Here is a 16,537-nt window from a genome sequence, read left to right on the forward strand (position 1 = left end):
GACGATCCGTCGGAGGAGGCGACCGCGCGTCGGTGGTCTCTGGAACCATTCTCGTATGGTTCAGAACGAGGACGGGGAGCGACCCCACGAGGGGCGCTCAGGCGCGGAGGCTGCGCTCGCCTCGGCGGTCGATGCGGTGTGCGCGGCCGATCCGCTCCGGGCGCAAGCGGAGGCGCAGCGTGCCGAGCTGGTCGAGCGCGCCCGGCTCGCGGCGGCGGCCTCGTACGACGTGCTTGTCGATCCGCTGGTGCGCAGCCGCGCGGAGCGGCGGGAGGCGGCGCAGCGGGCGCTCGTCGCCGAGCTCGCCACCGCGCTGCGGATGTCGGAAGCGCACGTCTGCGGGCTGATCGAGGAGAGCCGGCTGCTCGTCAACGAGCTCCCGCTCACCCTCGCCGCACTCCGTGAGGGTCGGATCTCGCCCGAGCACGCGCGGGTGATCCTCCGCGCCGCCGCCGAGCTGCCGCCCGAGGTGCGCGGGCGCCTCGACGAGGAGGCCGCCGTGGTCGCGGCCGACCGCACTCCCCCGCAGCTGCAGCGTCGCCTCCGGACCCTGCGGGAGCGACTGCATCCCGAGTCGCTCCGCGAGCGCCACCGGCGCTGCGCCGCGCGGCGCGCGGTCTGGCTCGACGACGGGAGCGACGGCATGGCCACCCTGCTCATGCACCTTCCCGCTCCCCAGGCGCAGGGCGCCTTCGACCGCATCGACCGCGTGGCGCGCTCCCTGCGCGAGCTGCCCGGCGAGAAGCGAACGATCGGGCAGCTGCGGGCCGACGTCGGAGCGGCGCTCCTGATCGACGGCGAGACCGACGGCGCGGAGCGGCGCTCGACCGGCACCGCCGTCCCCGTCGGGATCCGGCCGCGGGTCGCCGTCACCGTCCCCGTCCTCACGCTCCTCGGCCGCTCCGACGAGCCCGGCACCCTCGAGGGCTACGGGCCGATCGACCCCGAGACCGCGCGCCGGCTCGCGGCCGATGCGCCCTCCTTCACGCGGATCCTCACCCATCCGGAGACCGGCGCGGTGCTCTCCGTGGGACGCACCTCGTACCGGGTGCCCGCCGATCTGCGGCGCCACCTGCTGCACCGCGACGAGACCTGCCGCTTCCCCGGCTGCACGCGCGCGGCCTCCGCGGGCGACGTCGACCACGGCGTCGAGTGGCAGCACGGCGGCCGCACCGACGCCGACAACCTCGCCCACCTCTGCCGCCACCACCACCGGCTCCGGCACACCAGCACCTGGCAGGTCGAGCACCGGGCCGCCGGAGTCCTGCACTGGATGAGCCCGACCGGCAGGCGGCACGTCACCCGTCCCGCGCGCACCGGGCCGCCGAGAGGCCGTGCGGCACCGGGCAGAGAACCGGACGCCGTGAAGGACGAGCCACCGCCGTTCTGAGGTCGGGAGGGTGTCGGTGCGAGGATCGAAAGGGGGACGTCTTCAGCGAGAGAACGGGATCGGGGGCACAGATGATCGCTTCTTCGACGCGCCTGATCGAGGTCGTCCGCGAGGGCTGGGAGATGGACTGCTGCGGCGCGCCGTTCGCGGTCGGGGATCGGGTCGCCTGGTCGCTTCTCGCCTCTCCGGCCCGACCGACGGGTCCGGCCCGCTACGCGGAGGAGCACCACCAGGACCTGCCCAACGCACTCACGGTGACCGGGGTCGTGCGCGGGATCGTCGACGAGACGGTGCTCGGCGCGATCCCGGCGATCGGCGAGGGCGTCTTGGTCCCCGACCCCGCCCGGCGGAGGCTGCAGCGACTCGCGTCCTGGGACCGCTCCACCGGCGGCGCGACCCTCCGCGTCGCCCTCGAGATCGACGCGGACGCCGAGCTCCCGCCGCCGTGGGAGCCGCCGGAGTCCACCCCCGATACTCGGATGCCGGACCCGGAGGTCGTCGCCGCTCTGCACGCGCTGCTCGTCCGTCTCCACGGCACCTGGCGCGGCCGGGTCGGCATCCGCTCCATCGAGCGCGGCAGGAAGGCGAGCATCGTCCCGCACACCGCGGGCGCCGGCGAACTGCACTGGGCACTCGGGCCCGAGCACCTCGTCGTGAACCTCGGCGATGACCGCGTGATCCTGCCCGGCGATCTCGAGGGCGCCGCCCGGCTCGAGGTCATCGCCGACGAGGTCGCCCGCGGCGTCGCCCGTCAGGACCCGCCGATCACGAGTCAAGGGGTCCTGCTGATGCCCGCGCGCAGGCGTAGGGTTCCCACTTCGGCCTGGTGAGACACTCGGCTCCCGCACTCGGCTTCCACGACCAGCAGAGGACGACCCACATGCCCACGACACCGACCGCCGTGCTCTTCGACATCGACGGCACGCTCGCCGACACCAACTTCCTGCACGTGGAGGCCTGGTCGCGCGCCTTCTGGCAGGCCGACCTCGACGTCGCGACCTGGCGGATCCAGCGGGCGATCGGCGCCGACTCGTCGGAGCTGCTCGACCTGCTCCTCGAGGACGACGTCGACGACGACGCGCGCACCCTGGTGAAGGGCCTGCATGCGAAGAACTACGCCGAGGCGTCCGCCCGGATCGCGCTCCTGCCCGGCGCGCGCGAGCTGATCCGGGCGCTCGCCGGGCGGGGCGTCCGCATCGTGCTGGCGACGTCCGCGCCGCAGAACGAGCTGGACGTCCTGCTCGACGTCCTCGACCTCGGCGACGCGGTGCACGCGGTGACGAGCGGTGAGGACGTCGAGACCGCGAAGCCGTCGCCCGATGTGATCAGCATCGCGCTCGAGCGCGCCGGCGTCTCGACCGACCGCGCGATCATGATCGGCGACGCGACCTGGGACGTCCTCGCCGCCGAGCGGGCCGGCCTCGCGACGGTCGCGGTGCAGTCCGGCGGCACCGGCGAGCACGAGCTGCGCGAGGCCGGCGCCATCGCGGTCTACGAGGACGCCGCGGCGATCCTCGCGGATCTCGAGGGCGGACCGCTGGCGAGCCTCCTGCGCTGACCCCGGGAGGAGAGCAGGGGGCCCGCCCCGCGGTCAGCTCTGCGGACGCCTCCGCAGCACGAGCAGCGTGATGCCGATCGCCGCGACGACGGCGACCAGCGCCCCGCCGATCCAGAGCACGTCGCCCAGCAGCGCCGGGTCCGACCCCGTCGCCGCCTCGGCCTCGTCGGCGGACGGCGCCGAGGCGTCGGACACCGCGACGGTGCCGTTGCAGTCGGGGACCGACTCCGAGCCCTCGGCGAGGGCGACGTCCGCTCCCGGCTGCCAGTCGAAGCCGTACTGCCCGGAGACGGGGTGCCCGTCGGTCGAGACGACCTGCCAGGTCACCTCATAGGCACCGGCCGCGCCCAGCTCGAGCGGCATCGACGCCTCCGGTCCGACGACGCTGACGCAGCCGTCGCCGTAGTAGAGGCCGTCAGGCCCGACGACGCGGAGGGCCGCCGCGGCGCCGTCGTTGCCGAGGACCAGCAGGTCGTCATTGGTCGTCAGAGCGAGCGTGCCGGGCTGCTCGGTCACCGTCGAATCGACGGCGGGCGTCGTCGAGACGAGGTAGTTGTGGGCGCTGGCGGGCGCCGCCACCGCGACCGAGCCGATCAGCCCGATCGCAGCGGCGGCGAGGACGAGGCGTCCGCCCTTCCGGTGAGCGACCGTCACGCGGACGCCTTCGGGCTGCGGCGACGCGAGGCGAGACCGAAGGCGACGCCGACGGCACCCAGGACGAGTCCGCCGACGCCGAGGACGCGCGCGAGCACGTCGTCGCTCTGGCCGGCCGCGGTGGTGGCGGAGGCGGTGGTCGCGACCGCGTCGTCACCGTCGCCGTCGTCGTCGTGGTGGCCGGAGCCCTCCATCGCCGCGGTCACGGCGACGGTCGGCGCCGGCAGCTCCGGCTCGTCCTCGCCCTCGACGGTGGGCTGGTCCCAGGCGGTCGAGCCGGTCTCGCAGGTCTGCAGCACCGGGAACTCGAGGGTCGAGCCGGCCGCGTCCTCCGGCAGCTGCAGCTGCAGCGAGACGGTGTCGCGGTAGCCGTCCGCGAGCGCGGTCTTCGCGGTGTAGACGACGTCGGAGACGCGCTGGGTCGCGGTGTTGCCGTGCGAGTCGGTCACCGGGTCGGCGATCTCGACCTCGTTCTTCACGACGTCCCAGTTGGGGTTCACGGTCGGGCTGACCGAGTTGATCCCCTCGGGGATGGTGATGCTGAGCCCGGTCGTCGGCGAGCCCTCGCAGCCGTGGGCGAGCGAGAAGGTGACGACCGTGTACGAGCCGGCGGCCGTGCTCGACGCCGCGGCGGTGACGTGCGCGCTCGCGGCCGTCGGAGCGGCCAGCGCGAGGGCGACGGAGCCCGCGGCGACGAGCGCACCGCCGCCGACGAGGCGGACGCGGGAGGAGAAGGCGGAGGCAGAGGAGGAAGAGGAGGTGCGGGTGGTGGTCATGATCGTGAGGAGTCCTAGCGGGAGTCGGCGCAGCCGCGAGAGGGCGGCACTGAGAAGGGTGAGGGCGCAGCGCGGGATCGCGGTGCGCGCGGGCTCACCGGCCGGCACGGCCCACTCGAGCGGGCAGGACGTCAGACGGCGAGCAGGGCGCGCGCGGGCGGGCCGCGGTGCCGCAGGACCCGCAGGACCGCGTCGAGGGCGCGGGGCGCGCTCGGCTCGACGGCGCCGAGGACGGCCACCGAGGCGCCGAGCGGTGCCAGCAGGGCGGACGCTCGCGCGACCAGCCGCACGACGACGCGCAGCACGGCGGTGCCGAGGGTCCAGAAGACGCGCTCGCCGTGGCGGAGCGCCGCGACGGTGACGACGGCGGCCACCAGGTGCGAGAGGAGCATCAGCGGGGTGTGCGCGGCGTGACCCGACGCCCCCGCGATCAGCTCGACCGTGCCGCCGCCGTGGAAGTGGCCGCCGGCGGTGGCGCCCACGACGCTGACGTCGCCGCCACCGCCGGTCACCAGGAAGAGGGAGTGGTAGGCCAGCTGGCTGAGCAGCACCGCCGCTGCGAGGCGCGCGAGCGAGAGCGTGCGACCGGCGAGCAGGACGCAGACGACGGCCGCGAAGGCGGTGGCGAGCGCGAGGATCGCCGGAGCGGGGGCCTCGGCGCCGGCGAGGGTGTGCGAGGCGGCGGCGGTCGCGGTCGCGGCGACGGCGGCGACGACTCCGCGTGCCGTCCGTGCCCTGCGCGTCTGCACCTGCTCGACTCCTGGTCTCTCGTGTCGCTGGTCTCTCGTGCCGCACAGCGTGCGCGGACCGACATCCAGGGTAATCGCCCTGCCTCCGCCGTTATGAACCCGTGACCCGATTGCTCCGATCGATTCCAAACCCCCTCGGGGAGGGCTCCGAAGACTGTTCAACGGCCGCGAAACGGTCCACACACAGCCAGGTCCTCCGCATCCCGTGGGGGCCGTATCACGAAGGAGCATCCCCATGCGATCCACCAAGCGCACCACCCTCGCCGCGTTCGCCCTGCTCGGCACCGCCGCCCTCGGCCTCACCGCCTGCTCGTCCGGCGCCGGCACCACCGACGCCGCCAGCGACACCGCTTCCGAGATGTCGACCCCGATGATGACCGAGTCCGCCACCCCCATGGCGACCATGGACCCGGCCGCCAACCTCGTCGGCTCCGGCTGCGCCGCGTACGCCGAGCAGGTCCCGGACGGCGCCGGCTCGGTCGGCGGAATGGCGCTCGACCCGGTGGCCACCGCCGCGTCGAACAACCCGCTGCTGACCACCCTGACCGCTGCGGTCTCGGGTCAGCTCAACCCCGACGTCAACCTCGTCGACACGCTGAACAGCGCCGAGTTCACCGTCTTCGCCCCCGTCGACGACGCGTTCGCCAAGCTCGACGCCGCCACGCTCGAGACGCTGAAGACCCCCGAGGGAGCGGCCACGCTCTCCTCGATCCTGACCTACCACGTCGTCCCCGGCCAGATCGCCCCTGACGACATCGACGGCACGCACGCCACCGTCCAGGGCGGCGACGTCACCGTCACCGGTTCCGGCGACAACATCATGGTCAACGACTCGAAGGTCATCTGCGGCGGCGTCCAGACCGCCAACGCGACCGTCTACCTCATCGACACCGTTCTGACCCCCCCGGCCTCCTGAGCCGGCGCGATCCTCGGATCGCACCCCTGAAACGCCGAAGGGCGGGCACCCACCGGGTGTCCGCCCTTCGGCGTTCCTGCGCGAGCAGGGAGACGGCCACTACTCGCCGGCGCTGATCTCGGCCAGCACCCGGTCGCCCGGGTAGGCCTGGATCATGTCGGCGCGGATCTCGGCGCGCTCGAGCAGCTCCTCCATGCGGTGGCGGCGGTTGCGCGTGATCAGCGTGACGACCGTGCCCTTCTTGCCCGCGCGGCCGGTGCGGCCGGAGCGGTGCAGGTAGGTCTTGTACTCGTCGGGGGCGTCGGCCTGGATGACCAGGTCGATGTCGTCGACGTGGATGCCGCGCGCGGCGACGTCGGTCGCGACGAGGACGTCGACCCGGCCGCTGGTCAGCAGCGCGAGGTTGCGCGTGCGGCGGGACTGGTTGAGGTCGCCGTGCAGGCTGGTCGCCGGGATGTCGGCGTGCTCGAGCTGCTCGGCGAGCTGCTCCGCGAACGCGCGGGTGCGGGCGAAGATCAGCGTCTTGCCGGCACGCGCCGCGAGCTCCTCGATGATCGCGCCCTTGTCGCGGTGCTCGATCAGCAGGACGCGGTGGTCGATGCTCGAGGACGCCTGGTCCTCGCCCGCGACCTCGTGCACGCTCGGCTCGACCAGGAACTCGTCGACGAGCGTCGCGACGCCCTTGTCCAGGGTGGCCGAGAACAGCAGGCGCTGGCCGCCGCGCTCGGTCTGGCGGAGGATGCGCTGCACCGGCTCGAGGAAGCCGAGGTCGCACATGTGGTCGGCCTCGTCGAGGACGGTCACCGTGATGGTCGAGAGGTCGAGGCGACCCTGCTCGATCAGGTCCTCGAGGCGGCCGGGCGTGGCGATGATGATGTCCACGCCGCGCTGGAGGGCGCCGACCTGCTTGTACTGCGGCACGCCGCCGAAGATCGTCGCGGTGAACAGGCCCACGGAGCGGGCGATCGGCTGGATGGTGCGGTCGATCTGCATCGCCAGCTCGCGGGTCGGCGCGAGGATGAGGGCGCGCGGGGCGCGGCCGGGCTTGCGGCCCTTGGCTCCGTCGTTCTCCATCAGGCGCTCGACGACGGGGGCGCCGAACGCGATCGTCTTGCCCGAGCCCGTCTTGCCGCGGCCGAGGACGTCCTTGCCGGCGAGGACCTCGGGGATCGTCGCGGCCTGGATCGGGAACGGCGAGGCCGCGCCCATCTGGGTCAGCTGGCGGACGATGTTCGCGCCGAGACCGAGGTCGCCGAAGCTGACGCCCTCGACGTCGACGGCGAGCGTGGCGGTCGCCTCGAGGCGCTCGAGCACGACGTCGTCGGCCTGGTGCGAGGCGCGGCCGTCGCGCTTGGGGTAGAAGTCCGAGCCCGAGTCGCGGCGCGGGCCGCGGTCGTTCCGGTCGTAGCCGCCGCGGGCGGGGCGCTCGGTGCCGCGGTCGAAGCCGCGCGCCGGGCGCTCGGTGCGGTCGGAGGAGCGGGCGGGGCGGTCCGTGCGGTCGAACGAGCGGGCCGGGCGGGCGTCGCGGTCGTTCGAGCGGGCCGGACGGGCGTCGCGATCGAAGGAGCGCGCCGGGCGGTCCGTGCGGTCGAAGCTGCGCGCGGGGCGGTCGGAGCGGTCGGTGCGGTCGTAGGAACGGGCCGGACGGTCGTCGCGGTCGTTCGAGCGGGCCGGACGCGCGTCGCGGTCGAACGAGCGGGCCGGGCGGTCCGTGCGGTCGAAGCTGCGCGCGGGGCGGTCGGTGCGGTCGTAGGAACGCGCCGGACGGTCGTCGCGGTCGTTCGAGCGGGCCGGACGGTCGGTCCGGTCGTAGGAGCGGGCCGGACGCGCGTCGCGGTCGAAGCTGCGCGCCGGGCGGTCGCTGCGGTCGTAAGAACGCGCCGGACGGTCGTCGCGGTCGTTCGAGCGCGCGGGGCGGTCCGTCCGGTCGTACGAGCGGGCCGGACGGTCGTCGCGGTCGTAGCTGCGGGCCGGGCGGGACTCGCCGCGGTCGTTGCCGCGGGACTCGCCGCGGTTCTCTCCGCGCTCGGTCAGCTTGGCGGCGCGCTCCTCGGCGTTCCAGCGCGCCTTCTTGGGCGCGTTCTCGTCGACGGGGCGGTAGCCGCGGTGGCCCTCGCTGCGCGAGCCGGTCTTCGGCGCGGCGAAGCGCGGGCGGCCGCCGAGCTGGGACTTGCCGCTCGAGGCGCCGAAGCGGTTGGGCTCGAAGTTCTTGGCGGGGCGTCCGCCGGCGGGCTTCTTGTTCTTGGGCATGGCTGCTTCCTGGGTTCAGGTCTTGCGCGAGCAGGCACACGCCGATCGATCACCCTCGTGGGGTGCGAACGGACAGGGCGCTGCGGGAACCCGGGTGAGTCGCTGCTCTGAGACGCTGACCGGGGCCGATTCACACATGTGATTCATCTCGCGACGACTGTCGGAGATCCGGCCCGCTTGACTGACAAACCCATCCGCGCGGCGACGCACGGAGTCAAGAGCCGACCCAGGGAGTTTACACGCGACCCCGGGCGCTGGCTAGGGCACCGCCTGGCCGCAGCGCAGTCAGCTCGACGCCCGCCGCGCCCGGTACGCCGCGACGTTCGCACGGTTGCCGCAGTTGCCGGTGTCGCAGTAGCGCTTCGAGCGATTGCGGGAGAAGTCGACGAGCACCGCCTCGCAGTCGTCCGCCGCGCAGATCCGGATGCGGTCGCGCTCGTCGCCGCGGATCACGTCGACGAAGCCCATCGCCGCCTCCACCACGATGCGGGTGGCCAGCGGGCTCTCGTCGCGGGTCGCGTGCAGGTGCCAGCCGAAGATGCCGTGCCGCACCAGCTGCGGGAGGGCCCGGCCGTCCTCGAGCATCCCGTTGACGACGGCGACCAGGTCCTCCTCGGCGCGACTGCGCCAGAGCGAGCGGAGCGGCACGCGCACCGAGCGCACCGCCTCCAGCTCGGCGGTCGAGCCGTCGCGGCTGCCGGTGTAGCGGTTCTCCAGCAGGAACTCGTCCAGCTGCTCGATCGACGCCATCTCGTCCTCGCCGGACTGCGACAGCTCGGGGAGGGTGTTGACCAGGACGGCCGTCGAGGTGAGGGCCGCTTCCACGTCATAGGCGAAGACCATGTTGACTCCTGACACGTTCGCTCAGTACTGTCACGAGCATAACGACTTTGACTCCTGAAAGAGGCTGACGTGACTCCCACTGCGCCACCGCGGCAGCTCGGCTCCGGGTTCGTCCTGGCCCTCTCGGCCGCCGCGGCCTTCGGCCTGGGCGGGCCGTTCGTGAAGCCGCTGCTCGAGGCGGGCTGGAGCCCCTCCGCCGCCGTGCTCTGGCGGGCCGGCGGTGCGGCGCTGATCCTCGCGATCCCGGCCGCACTGTCGCTCCGCGGTCGCTGGCACGTGCTGCGCCGCAACCTCGGCACGGTCGGCCTCTACGGCGTCTTCGCCGTGATCGCCGCGCAACTCTGCTTCTACAGCGCGATCGAGCACATGTCGGTCGGCGTCGCGCTCCTGATCGAGTACCTCGCTCCGGTGTTCCTCGTCCTCTTCGCCTGGGCGCGCACCCGCCGCCACCCCGGGCGCTTCACGCTCGCCGGCTCGGCGCTGGCACTGGCCGGTCTCGTGCTCGTGCTCGACCTCTCGGGCGAATCCACTCCCGAGCTCGTCGGCGTCGCCTGGGCGCTGACAGCGTCGCTCGGCCTCTGCGTCTACTACGTGATCGCCGGCCGGATCGACCCGGAGCTGCCGCCGATCGCGCTCACCGCGGGCGCGATGACGGTCGGCGCGGGGCTCCTGCTGATCCTCGGCGTCACCGGGCTCGTGCCGCTGCGGGCGACCTTCGGCGACGTCGTCTTCGTCGGGAACGACGTGCCCTGGTTCCTGCCCGCGGTGGTCATCCTCGGCATGTCCACGGTGCTCGCCTACCTGCTCGGGATCGAGGGCGGCTCGCGGCTCGGCACCCGGATCGCCTCGTTCGTCGGGCTGACCGAGGTGCTGTTCTCGATCGTCGCCGCGTGGGCCCTGCTCGGCGAGCTCCCGGCGCCGATCCAGTTCGGCGGCGGGGCGCTGATCCTGGTCGGCGTGGTGCTGGTGCGGCTGCAGGCGGAGGCGCCTAGTGCCGTCGCACCGGAGCCGCTGGAGTCGGACGAACGGCCACCGGTCCCGCTGTCCACCCCCTGATCGCGGGGTCGCTCTAGGCGGGCGCCGCCTTCTCCCTTATGCTCGCCTCACCCATGCGCGAGCCCAGCCGACCCACGCGACCGATCGCCCTCTCGTCGGCGATCCTGACGCTGCTCGCGGTCGGCCTCGCCGGCTGCTCGAGCGCCCCCGTCTCGCAGCCGATCGCGCAGGCGGCCGGCGTCGCCGCGGTCACCGCGTACGACGACATCCCCGTCACTGCTGACCTCGTGTACGACGAGGCGACCGGCCAGGCGCTCGACGTCTGCTCGCCCGTCGATGCGGCGGCCGGAGCCGCCCTCCCCGCGGTGCTCGTCGTGCACGGCGGCAGCTGGACCCGCGGCGACAAGGCCGACCCCAACTGGCGCCCGCTCTGCCAGTGGCTCGCGTCCGAGGGCTTCGTCGCCGTCTCGGTGAACTACCGCCTCGCCCCGGCCGACGTCTTCCCCGCGCAGATCGAGGACGTCTCGGCCGCCCTCGATTGGATCCTCGAGCCGGTGCAGACCGAGCGCTTCGGGATCGATCCGTCCCGGGTCGCCGCGTTCGGCGGCTCGGCCGGCGGCAACCTCGTCTCCCTGCTCGGCACCGACGACGCACTGACGGCCGACGACGCCGGCACCTCGCGCCTCGCCGCGGTCGTCGACCTCAGCGGCCCCGCGGATCTCACCGCGGCGGGCCTGGCGGACGACGACCCGATCGTCGGAGTCGGCGCGGCGGTCCGCGGCTACCTCGACTGCGCCGACCTCGACGGCTGCGCCGCCGCCGAGGAGGCCTCGCCGATCACGCACGTCGACGGCTCCGAGCCGCCCTTCCTCATCGCCCACTCCGCCGGCGAGCGCGTCGCACTGAGCCAGTCGCAGGACTTCGCCGAGGCGCTGGACGCGGCCGGGGCGAGCGTCGACTTCGTCCTCGTGCCCGGCACCCGGCACTCGATCGCGATGCTCGACGACTCGCTCCGCCGCACCGTCGTCGACTTCCTGCACGAGCAGCTCGACGCGCCGGCCGAGCAGACGCTCTCGCTCGAGCCCGCTGCGCAGACCGAGCCGGCCGCGGCGCCGTCGTCGTGACCGCCGGGGTCGTCGTCCGGCTGGAGCGGCCGGAGCCGGCAGCGCTCGCCTCGCTGCTCACCGCCGAGCTTCCACCGCACGCCCGGCTCCTCGTCGCCCGCGACGGCGACGCGCAGCAGCCGATCGGCGTGCTGGCGCTGACGCCCGGTCCCGACGACTTCGCCGAGCTGCTCGCCCTCGAGGTGGCCCCGGAGTCGCGGCGGAGCGGAGTCGCCCGCCGGCTCGTCGCCGCGGCGCTCTCCTACGCGAGCGTGCAGCGCATCCGCACGCTCCGCTTCCGCGTGCCGGTCCAGGCGGAGGCGGCCCTCGCCGCCGCCCGCGCGCTCGGCTTCACCGAGATCGACGGCTTCGGCGCGCACGTGGGCGACGACTCGGGCGTCTGCTTCGCGCGCTCGGTGCGATGACCGACGCCGTCTCACCGCGCGACCTGGTCGCCTCCGCTCTGCGCCGTGAGCGCGGCCGCCTCGGCCTGAGCATCTCCGAGATCGCGCGCCGCGCCGGGATCGCCAAGTCGACGCTCTCGCAGCTCGAGGCCGGCGAGGGGAACCCGAGCCTCGAGACGCTCTGGGCGCTCGGCGGCGCGCTCGGCGTGCCGTTCTCGCACCTGGTCGAGCCGCCGCGCCGCGCCGTGCAGCTGATCCGCGCCGGCGACGGCCCGCGCAGCGCCTCGGCGACGACGGACTCCGCGGCCACCCTGCTCAGCGCCTGCCCGCCGGGAGCCCGCCGCGACGTGTACCGCCTCACCGCCGAGCCCGGAGCCGCGCGGAACTCGGAGCCGCACGCCCGCGGCACCGTGGAGCACCTGATCCTCGCCACCGGACGCGCCCTGGTCGGTCCGGCCGACGCCCCGGTCGAGCTCGCGCCCGGCGACTGCCTGTCCTACCCGGGCGACGAGCCGCACGTCTTCGACGCCCTCGAGCCCGGGACGAGCGCCGTGCTCGTCTCGGAGCAGGTCTGAGAAGGCGCCGGCGCTCAGTCGAAGGCGCTCGCGCTCAGTCGAAGGCGCAGGCCGTCTCGTCGGACAGCGCGCGGCTGATCCGCTCGCGGTGATCGGCGCTCATCGGCGGCAGCGCGTCCGGCGCGAACCAGCCGACCTCGCTCGACTCGTCGTCGGCGACGTGCGCCTCGCCCGAGAGGTAGCGGGCGCGCAGCACGTGGTCGAGGTACTGAGCGCGGTCGCCGTTGGAGTACTCCATCGGCGGCAGGGTGTGCAGCCAGACGACGCGCTCGACCTCGATCTCGACGCCCGCCTCCTCCAGCGCCTCGCGCCGCGCGGTGCCGGCGACCGTCTCGCCGGGGTCGATGATGCCGGTGACCGCGGTCCAGGCGCCGGTGTCGGCGCGCCGGACCAGGAGGACCTGGCGGACCGGCTCCTCGCGGACGATCACCGCGGTGACGCCGGTCAGCCAGAGCAGCTCGGTGCCCACCTGCTCGCGGAGCCGGAGGACGAAGTCGGGGGTCGCCATCGCGCGCGCTCCCGCGCCTAGCCCGCGAGCGCGCCGGCGTCGAACGGCTCGGGACGGAAGTCGAAGGCGACCACCCCGGCCGTGTCGAGCAGCGGGCCGACGAGGCCCTTGAAGGCGTCGTGCGCGGGATCGAACAGGCCGGGGCCGTCGACCGCCGGGCGGCCGATGTAGTAGTTGAGGTCGCCCTCGGACGCGAAGGTCAGCAGGAACGCGCGGTCGAAGCCCTCGCCCGCGCCCTCGGTGCTGAGCTGCGGACCGTTCTCGATCGAGACGATGTACGGGCGGCCGTCGCGCAGGCACTCCTCGCCGAGGGCGAGGAACGCTGCGATCACGCCGTCCACCTCGGCGACGAGCGCCGTCGGGCGGAAGCGGAACAGCACGATGTGTCGAATGATCCCGGGCCGGTGGTCCGCGGCGACGAAGCGCTCGGGGCCGACCTCGGCGATCGCGCGGGCGGCGCGGTCCGGGCCGCTCGTCCAGCGGGAGCCGATCGTCTCGGGGGCCGCGGCGACGACCTCCGCGGCCGTGGTCTCCACTGCCGGGGTGCTGAATCCTGTGTCGCTCATGCCGACGCCTCTCCGGCGCGGGCGGCACGCCGCCGCTCACGATACCCCTCGACCAGGTTGTAGACGACCGGCAGCACCACCAGCGTGAGCACCGTCGAGGACACCAGGCCGCCGATCACGACGATCGCGAGCGGCTGCGAGATGAAGCCGCCGTGGCCGGTGATGCCGAGCGCCATCGGCAGCAGCGCGAAGATCGTCGCGAGCGCCGTCATCAGGATCGGCCGGAGCCGCCGCTCGGTGCCGTGCAGCAGCGCCTCGCGCACGGGCATCCCCCGCTCGCGGTACTGGTTCACCAGGTCGATCAGCACGATCGCGTTGGTGACCACGATGCCGATCAGCATCAGCACGCCGATCAGCGAGGGCACGCCGAGCGGCACGCCGGTGAGCACCTGCAGCAGGATCGCGCCGGTCGCCGCGAACGGCACCGACACCAGCAGCAGCAGCGGCTGCAGGAGCGAGCGGAACGTGGCGACCATCACGACGTAGACGATCAGGATCGCCACCAGCAGCGCGATCCCGAGCTGCGAGAAGGCGTCGCTCTGGTCGGCCGTGACGCCGCCGAGCGAGGCGGTGACGCCGGCCGGCAGCTCCGTGTCGTCGATCGCGCTCTGCACCGCGACGTTCGCCGAGGCGAGATCGTCGCCCTCCGGGGTCACCGTGATGGTGGCGGTGCGCTGCCCGCGCTCGGTGGTGATGCTCGCGGGCCCGTCGGTCTGCTCGACGACGGCGAGCGAGGAGAGCGGCACCGTGCCGGTGCGCGTCGGGATCTCGAGGGCCGACAGCTCGTCGAGGGTGGCCGGCGGCTGCGCGTCGGCGAGGTAGACGGAGAGCGTGCGGTCGTCGATCACGACGCTGCCCGTCTGCGTCGGCTGCAGCGCCTGGCTGACCAGCGTGCCGACCGCGACCTCGGTGAGCCCGGCGTCGGCGGCCGCGGCGCGGTCGACCCGCACCGCGATGTAGGGCAGCGAGGAGGAGAGGTTGCTCTCGGCCTGGCTGATCCCGTCGGTGCCGCGCAGCGCCGTGAGCAGCGCGTCGTTCGCGCTCTGCAGGTCGCTCTGCGAGGCGGTGGAGAGGTCGACCTCGATGTTCGAGGAGGCGCCGAAGCCGGACGAGGCGGCGACGCTGATGTCGTCGGCCGAGGCGACCGAGCCGAGCGCCGTGCGGACGTCGGCCTGCACGGTCTCCTGGTCGGCCGACTCGTCGGTGGTGACGGCGTAGCGGATCGAGGTGCCGCCGCCTCCGCCGCCGAACGCGCTCTGCAGCCCGCCGCCCGCCGAGCCGATCGAGAGCTGCACGGTCTGCACGCCGCCGACCTCGAGGATCGCCGCGCTGGCCTGCTGCGCGGTCGCGTCCTGCGCGTCCAGGCTCTGGCCGTCGGGCACGGTCTGGGTGACGGTGAAGGTGTTCTGACCGCTCGCGCCGAGGAAGTTCGTCTTCATCAGCGGGTAGAGCGCGCCGGTGCCGACGAGCACCAGCAGCGCGAGCAGGACGGTCGCGACGGAGTGCTGGAGGGTCCAGGCGATCACGGGGCCGTAGACCCGCTGCAGGCCGGCCGCGCGGCGGGGAGTGGAGCGGGCGCTGTGGCGGGCGTGCTCGGGCTCGGCCTCGGGAACCGCAGCCACCGTCTCGCCCGCTGCGCCGCGCTCCTCGGCGAGCGCCGCCTGGGCCGCCTCGCGGACACCGGGGCGCTTCGAGGGCCGGAGGAACCAGTACGCCAGCACCGGCACGATCGTCAGCGCGACGAGCAGCGAGGCGAGCAGCGCGATCGACACCGTCAGCGCGAACGGCCGGAACAGCTCGCCGGTCGTGCCGCCGACGAACGAGATCGGCAGGAACACGGCGACCGTGGTGATCGTCGAGGCGGTGATCGCGCCCGCGACCTCGCGCACCGCGACCGCGATGGTCGCCGCGCGCTCCTCCCCCGCGTCGAGGTGCCGCTTGATGTTCTCGATCACGACGATGGAGTCGTCGACCACGCGGCCGATCGCGATCGTCAGCGCGCCCAGGGTGAGGATGTTGAGCGTGTAGCCCGCGGTCTGCAGGCCGATGAAGGTGATCAGGACCGAGGTCGGGATCGAGATCGCGGTGACCAGCGTCGAGCGCACCGAGAGCAGGAACAGCAGGATCACGAGCACCGCGAAGACGAGGCCGAGCGCCCCCTCCTGCGCGAGCGACTCGATCGAGTCCTGGATGTAGGGGGCCTGGTCGAAGACCGAGGTGAAGGTCGCGTTCTCGCCGAGGGACGCCTCGAGATCCGGCAGCAGCGCCGTGACGCCGGTGGAGACCTCGACGGTGTTCGCCGCGGGGAGCTTGGTGATCGAGAGGGTCAGCGCCGGCTGGCCGTTCACCCGCGAGATCGAGGTGATCGGGGCGTCGGTGACGGCGACGGTGGCGACGGAGCCGAGGGTGGGGGCGGTGGCGGGCGCCGTGGGAGCGAGGGCCGCGGCGCTCGCGGACGGGATCAGCGGCAGCGCCGCGATCGCGTCGGTCGAGTCGAGCTTGACGCCGGACTGCACCGAGAAGGTGCTGCCGTCCTGGGTGATCTCGCCGCCGGCGACCAGCACGCCGTTCTGCTGCAGCGCGGTGCGGATGTCGGCGGTCGAGAGGCCGGCGGCGTTGAGCGCCGCGTCGTCCGGGGTGATCGTGACGCGCTGGGCGCTCTCGCCGACCAGCGCGACCTCGCGGACGCCGTCCACCTTCTCCAGGTCCGGGATGACGCTCGTGCGCAGGCGGTCGGCGAGCGCCTTCGCGTCGCCGTCGCTGGAGACGGCGAGCTGCAGCACCGGCAGGTCGTCGAACGAGCCGGTCACCACCTGCGGGTCGACGCCGTCCGGGAGCGTGCTCTTGATCCGGTTGATCGCCTGCAGGATCTTCTGCTCGGCGGTCGCCAGATCGGTGCCGTAGGCGAAGGAGGCGGAGATCAGCGACGAGTTCGTGGACGAGGTCGCGCTGGTCGTCTCGAGCCCGGGAACGCCCTGGATGGCGGTCTCGATCGGCGTCGAGACGTCGTCGTTGACCACCTCCGGAGCGGCACCCGGGTAGCTCGAGATCACCGCCAGCTGCGGGAAGGAGATCGACGGCGCGAGCTCCTGCTTCAGCCCGGTGAGGGCGACGCCGCCGAAGACGGCGATGACGACCGTGACGAGCGCGATGAGCGCCCGGTTCTTCATGCTGAGGACCGCGAGGAGATGCACGCCGTGAGTCTTCCATCAGCTGGCTGAGTATTCGTCCCCCTCCGGGAGGACCTGG

16 protein-coding genes are annotated in these 16,537 nt (G+C 73.6%); 8 read left to right on the plus strand and 8 right to left on the minus strand.

Features of this window, described 5'->3' with window-relative positions; all coding sequences use genetic code 11:
- Nucleotides 1-55 precede the first annotated feature (55 nt).
- The 3 genes from MT351_RS00450 to MT351_RS00460 all read left to right on the plus strand — a co-directional run bounded on the left by MT351_RS00450 (nucleotide 56) and on the right by MT351_RS00460 (nucleotide 2,948).
- A complete protein-coding gene (locus MT351_RS00450; protein ID WP_123734938.1) occupies nucleotides 56-1,390 on the plus strand; it encodes an HNH endonuclease signature motif containing protein in 1,335 nt (444 codons plus the stop codon).
- Nucleotides 1,391-1,461: 71 nt separating this feature from the next.
- On the plus strand, nucleotides 1,462-2,220 hold the full coding sequence (locus MT351_RS00455; protein ID WP_123734937.1) for a DUF6578 domain-containing protein: 759 nt from the start codon (nucleotides 1,462-1,464) through the stop codon (nucleotides 2,218-2,220).
- 50 nt (nucleotides 2,221-2,270) lie between these two features.
- A complete protein-coding gene (locus MT351_RS00460; RefSeq protein WP_123734936.1) occupies nucleotides 2,271-2,948 on the plus strand; it encodes an HAD family hydrolase in 678 nt (225 codons plus the stop codon).
- A gap of 33 nt (nucleotides 2,949-2,981) precedes the next feature.
- Here MT351_RS00460 and MT351_RS00465 read toward each other — a convergent pair whose 3' ends face one another.
- From MT351_RS00465 to MT351_RS00475, 3 genes are all read right to left on the minus strand, one after another.
- Entirely contained in the window at nucleotides 2,982-3,602 is a 621-nt protein-coding gene (locus MT351_RS00465) for a copper resistance CopC family protein (protein WP_123734935.1), read from the minus strand.
- Nucleotides 3,599-4,378, minus strand: a complete 780-nt coding sequence (locus MT351_RS00470) for a YcnI family protein (RefSeq protein WP_148060207.1) — start codon at nucleotides 4,376-4,378, stop codon at nucleotides 3,599-3,601. Before MT351_RS00470 ends, MT351_RS00465 begins: the two co-directional genes overlap by 4 nt.
- Before the next feature lie 131 nt (nucleotides 4,379-4,509).
- The gene (locus MT351_RS00475) at nucleotides 4,510-5,127 is read right to left on the minus strand and encodes a hypothetical protein (RefSeq protein ID WP_123734933.1); all 618 of its coding nucleotides are present in this window, start codon (nucleotides 5,125-5,127) and stop codon (nucleotides 4,510-4,512) included.
- A gap of 235 nt (nucleotides 5,128-5,362) precedes the next feature.
- On the opposite strand from MT351_RS00475, the gene MT351_RS00480 reads away from it, so the two are divergent.
- Nucleotides 5,363-6,043 carry a fasciclin domain-containing protein gene (locus MT351_RS00480; RefSeq protein WP_123701880.1) on the plus strand — a complete coding sequence of 227 codons (681 nt, stop codon included), beginning with the start codon at nucleotides 5,363-5,365 and terminating at the stop codon, nucleotides 6,041-6,043.
- Nucleotides 6,044-6,142: 99 nt separating this feature from the next.
- On the opposite strand, the gene MT351_RS00485 is transcribed toward MT351_RS00480, so the two are convergent.
- Both MT351_RS00485 and MT351_RS00490 read right to left on the minus strand, forming a co-directional pair.
- Complete coding sequence (locus MT351_RS00485) at nucleotides 6,143-8,293, minus strand: DEAD/DEAH box helicase (RefSeq protein ID WP_123734932.1); 2,151 nt, start codon at nucleotides 8,291-8,293, stop codon at nucleotides 6,143-6,145.
- A 285-nt stretch (nucleotides 8,294-8,578) separates the two neighbouring features.
- Nucleotides 8,579-9,136, minus strand: coding sequence for a CGNR zinc finger domain-containing protein (locus MT351_RS00490; protein WP_123734931.1), 558 nt, complete (start codon nucleotides 9,134-9,136; stop codon nucleotides 8,579-8,581).
- Nucleotides 9,137-9,205: 69 nt separating this feature from the next.
- On the opposite strand from MT351_RS00490, the gene MT351_RS00495 reads away from it, so the two are divergent.
- From MT351_RS00495 to MT351_RS00510, 4 genes are read left to right on the plus strand one after another with little or no spacing between them, the layout of a single operon-like run.
- Nucleotides 9,206-10,192 (plus strand): DMT family transporter, encoded by a 987-nt coding sequence (locus MT351_RS00495; RefSeq protein WP_123734930.1) that lies wholly within the window; start codon nucleotides 9,206-9,208, stop codon nucleotides 10,190-10,192.
- A 53-nt stretch (nucleotides 10,193-10,245) separates the two neighbouring features.
- The gene (locus MT351_RS00500; protein ID WP_243580979.1) at nucleotides 10,246-11,256 is read left to right on the plus strand and encodes an alpha/beta hydrolase; all 1,011 of its coding nucleotides are present in this window, start codon (nucleotides 10,246-10,248) and stop codon (nucleotides 11,254-11,256) included.
- Nucleotides 11,253-11,660, plus strand: coding sequence for a GNAT family N-acetyltransferase (locus tag MT351_RS00505; RefSeq protein ID WP_123734928.1), 408 nt, complete (start codon nucleotides 11,253-11,255; stop codon nucleotides 11,658-11,660). The genes MT351_RS00500 and MT351_RS00505 overlap by 4 nt, the downstream gene beginning before the upstream one ends.
- Nucleotides 11,657-12,214 carry a helix-turn-helix domain-containing protein gene (locus MT351_RS00510; protein WP_123734927.1) on the plus strand — a complete coding sequence of 186 codons (558 nt, stop codon included), beginning with the start codon at nucleotides 11,657-11,659 and terminating at the stop codon, nucleotides 12,212-12,214. Before MT351_RS00505 ends, MT351_RS00510 begins: the two co-directional genes overlap by 4 nt.
- A 34-nt stretch (nucleotides 12,215-12,248) precedes the next feature.
- Here MT351_RS00510 and MT351_RS00515 read toward each other — a convergent pair whose 3' ends face one another.
- The 3 genes from MT351_RS00515 to MT351_RS00525 are packed head-to-tail and all read right to left on the minus strand — an operon-like array spanning nucleotide 12,249 to nucleotide 16,482.
- A complete protein-coding gene (locus MT351_RS00515) occupies nucleotides 12,249-12,722 on the minus strand; it encodes an NUDIX domain-containing protein (protein ID WP_123734926.1) in 474 nt (157 codons plus the stop codon).
- Between the two features lie 17 nt (nucleotides 12,723-12,739).
- Nucleotides 12,740-13,288, minus strand: a complete 549-nt coding sequence (locus MT351_RS00520; protein ID WP_123734925.1) for a Dabb family protein — start codon at nucleotides 13,286-13,288, stop codon at nucleotides 12,740-12,742.
- A complete protein-coding gene (locus MT351_RS00525; RefSeq protein WP_123734924.1) occupies nucleotides 13,285-16,482 on the minus strand; it encodes an efflux RND transporter permease subunit in 3,198 nt (1,065 codons plus the stop codon). Before MT351_RS00525 ends, MT351_RS00520 begins: the two co-directional genes overlap by 4 nt.
- Between the last annotated feature and the right edge of the window lie 55 nt (nucleotides 16,483-16,537).

This window comes from Rathayibacter sp. VKM Ac-2926 (genome assembly GCF_022815565.1).
GTDB lineage: Bacteria > Actinomycetota > Actinomycetes > Actinomycetales > Microbacteriaceae > Rathayibacter > Rathayibacter festucae.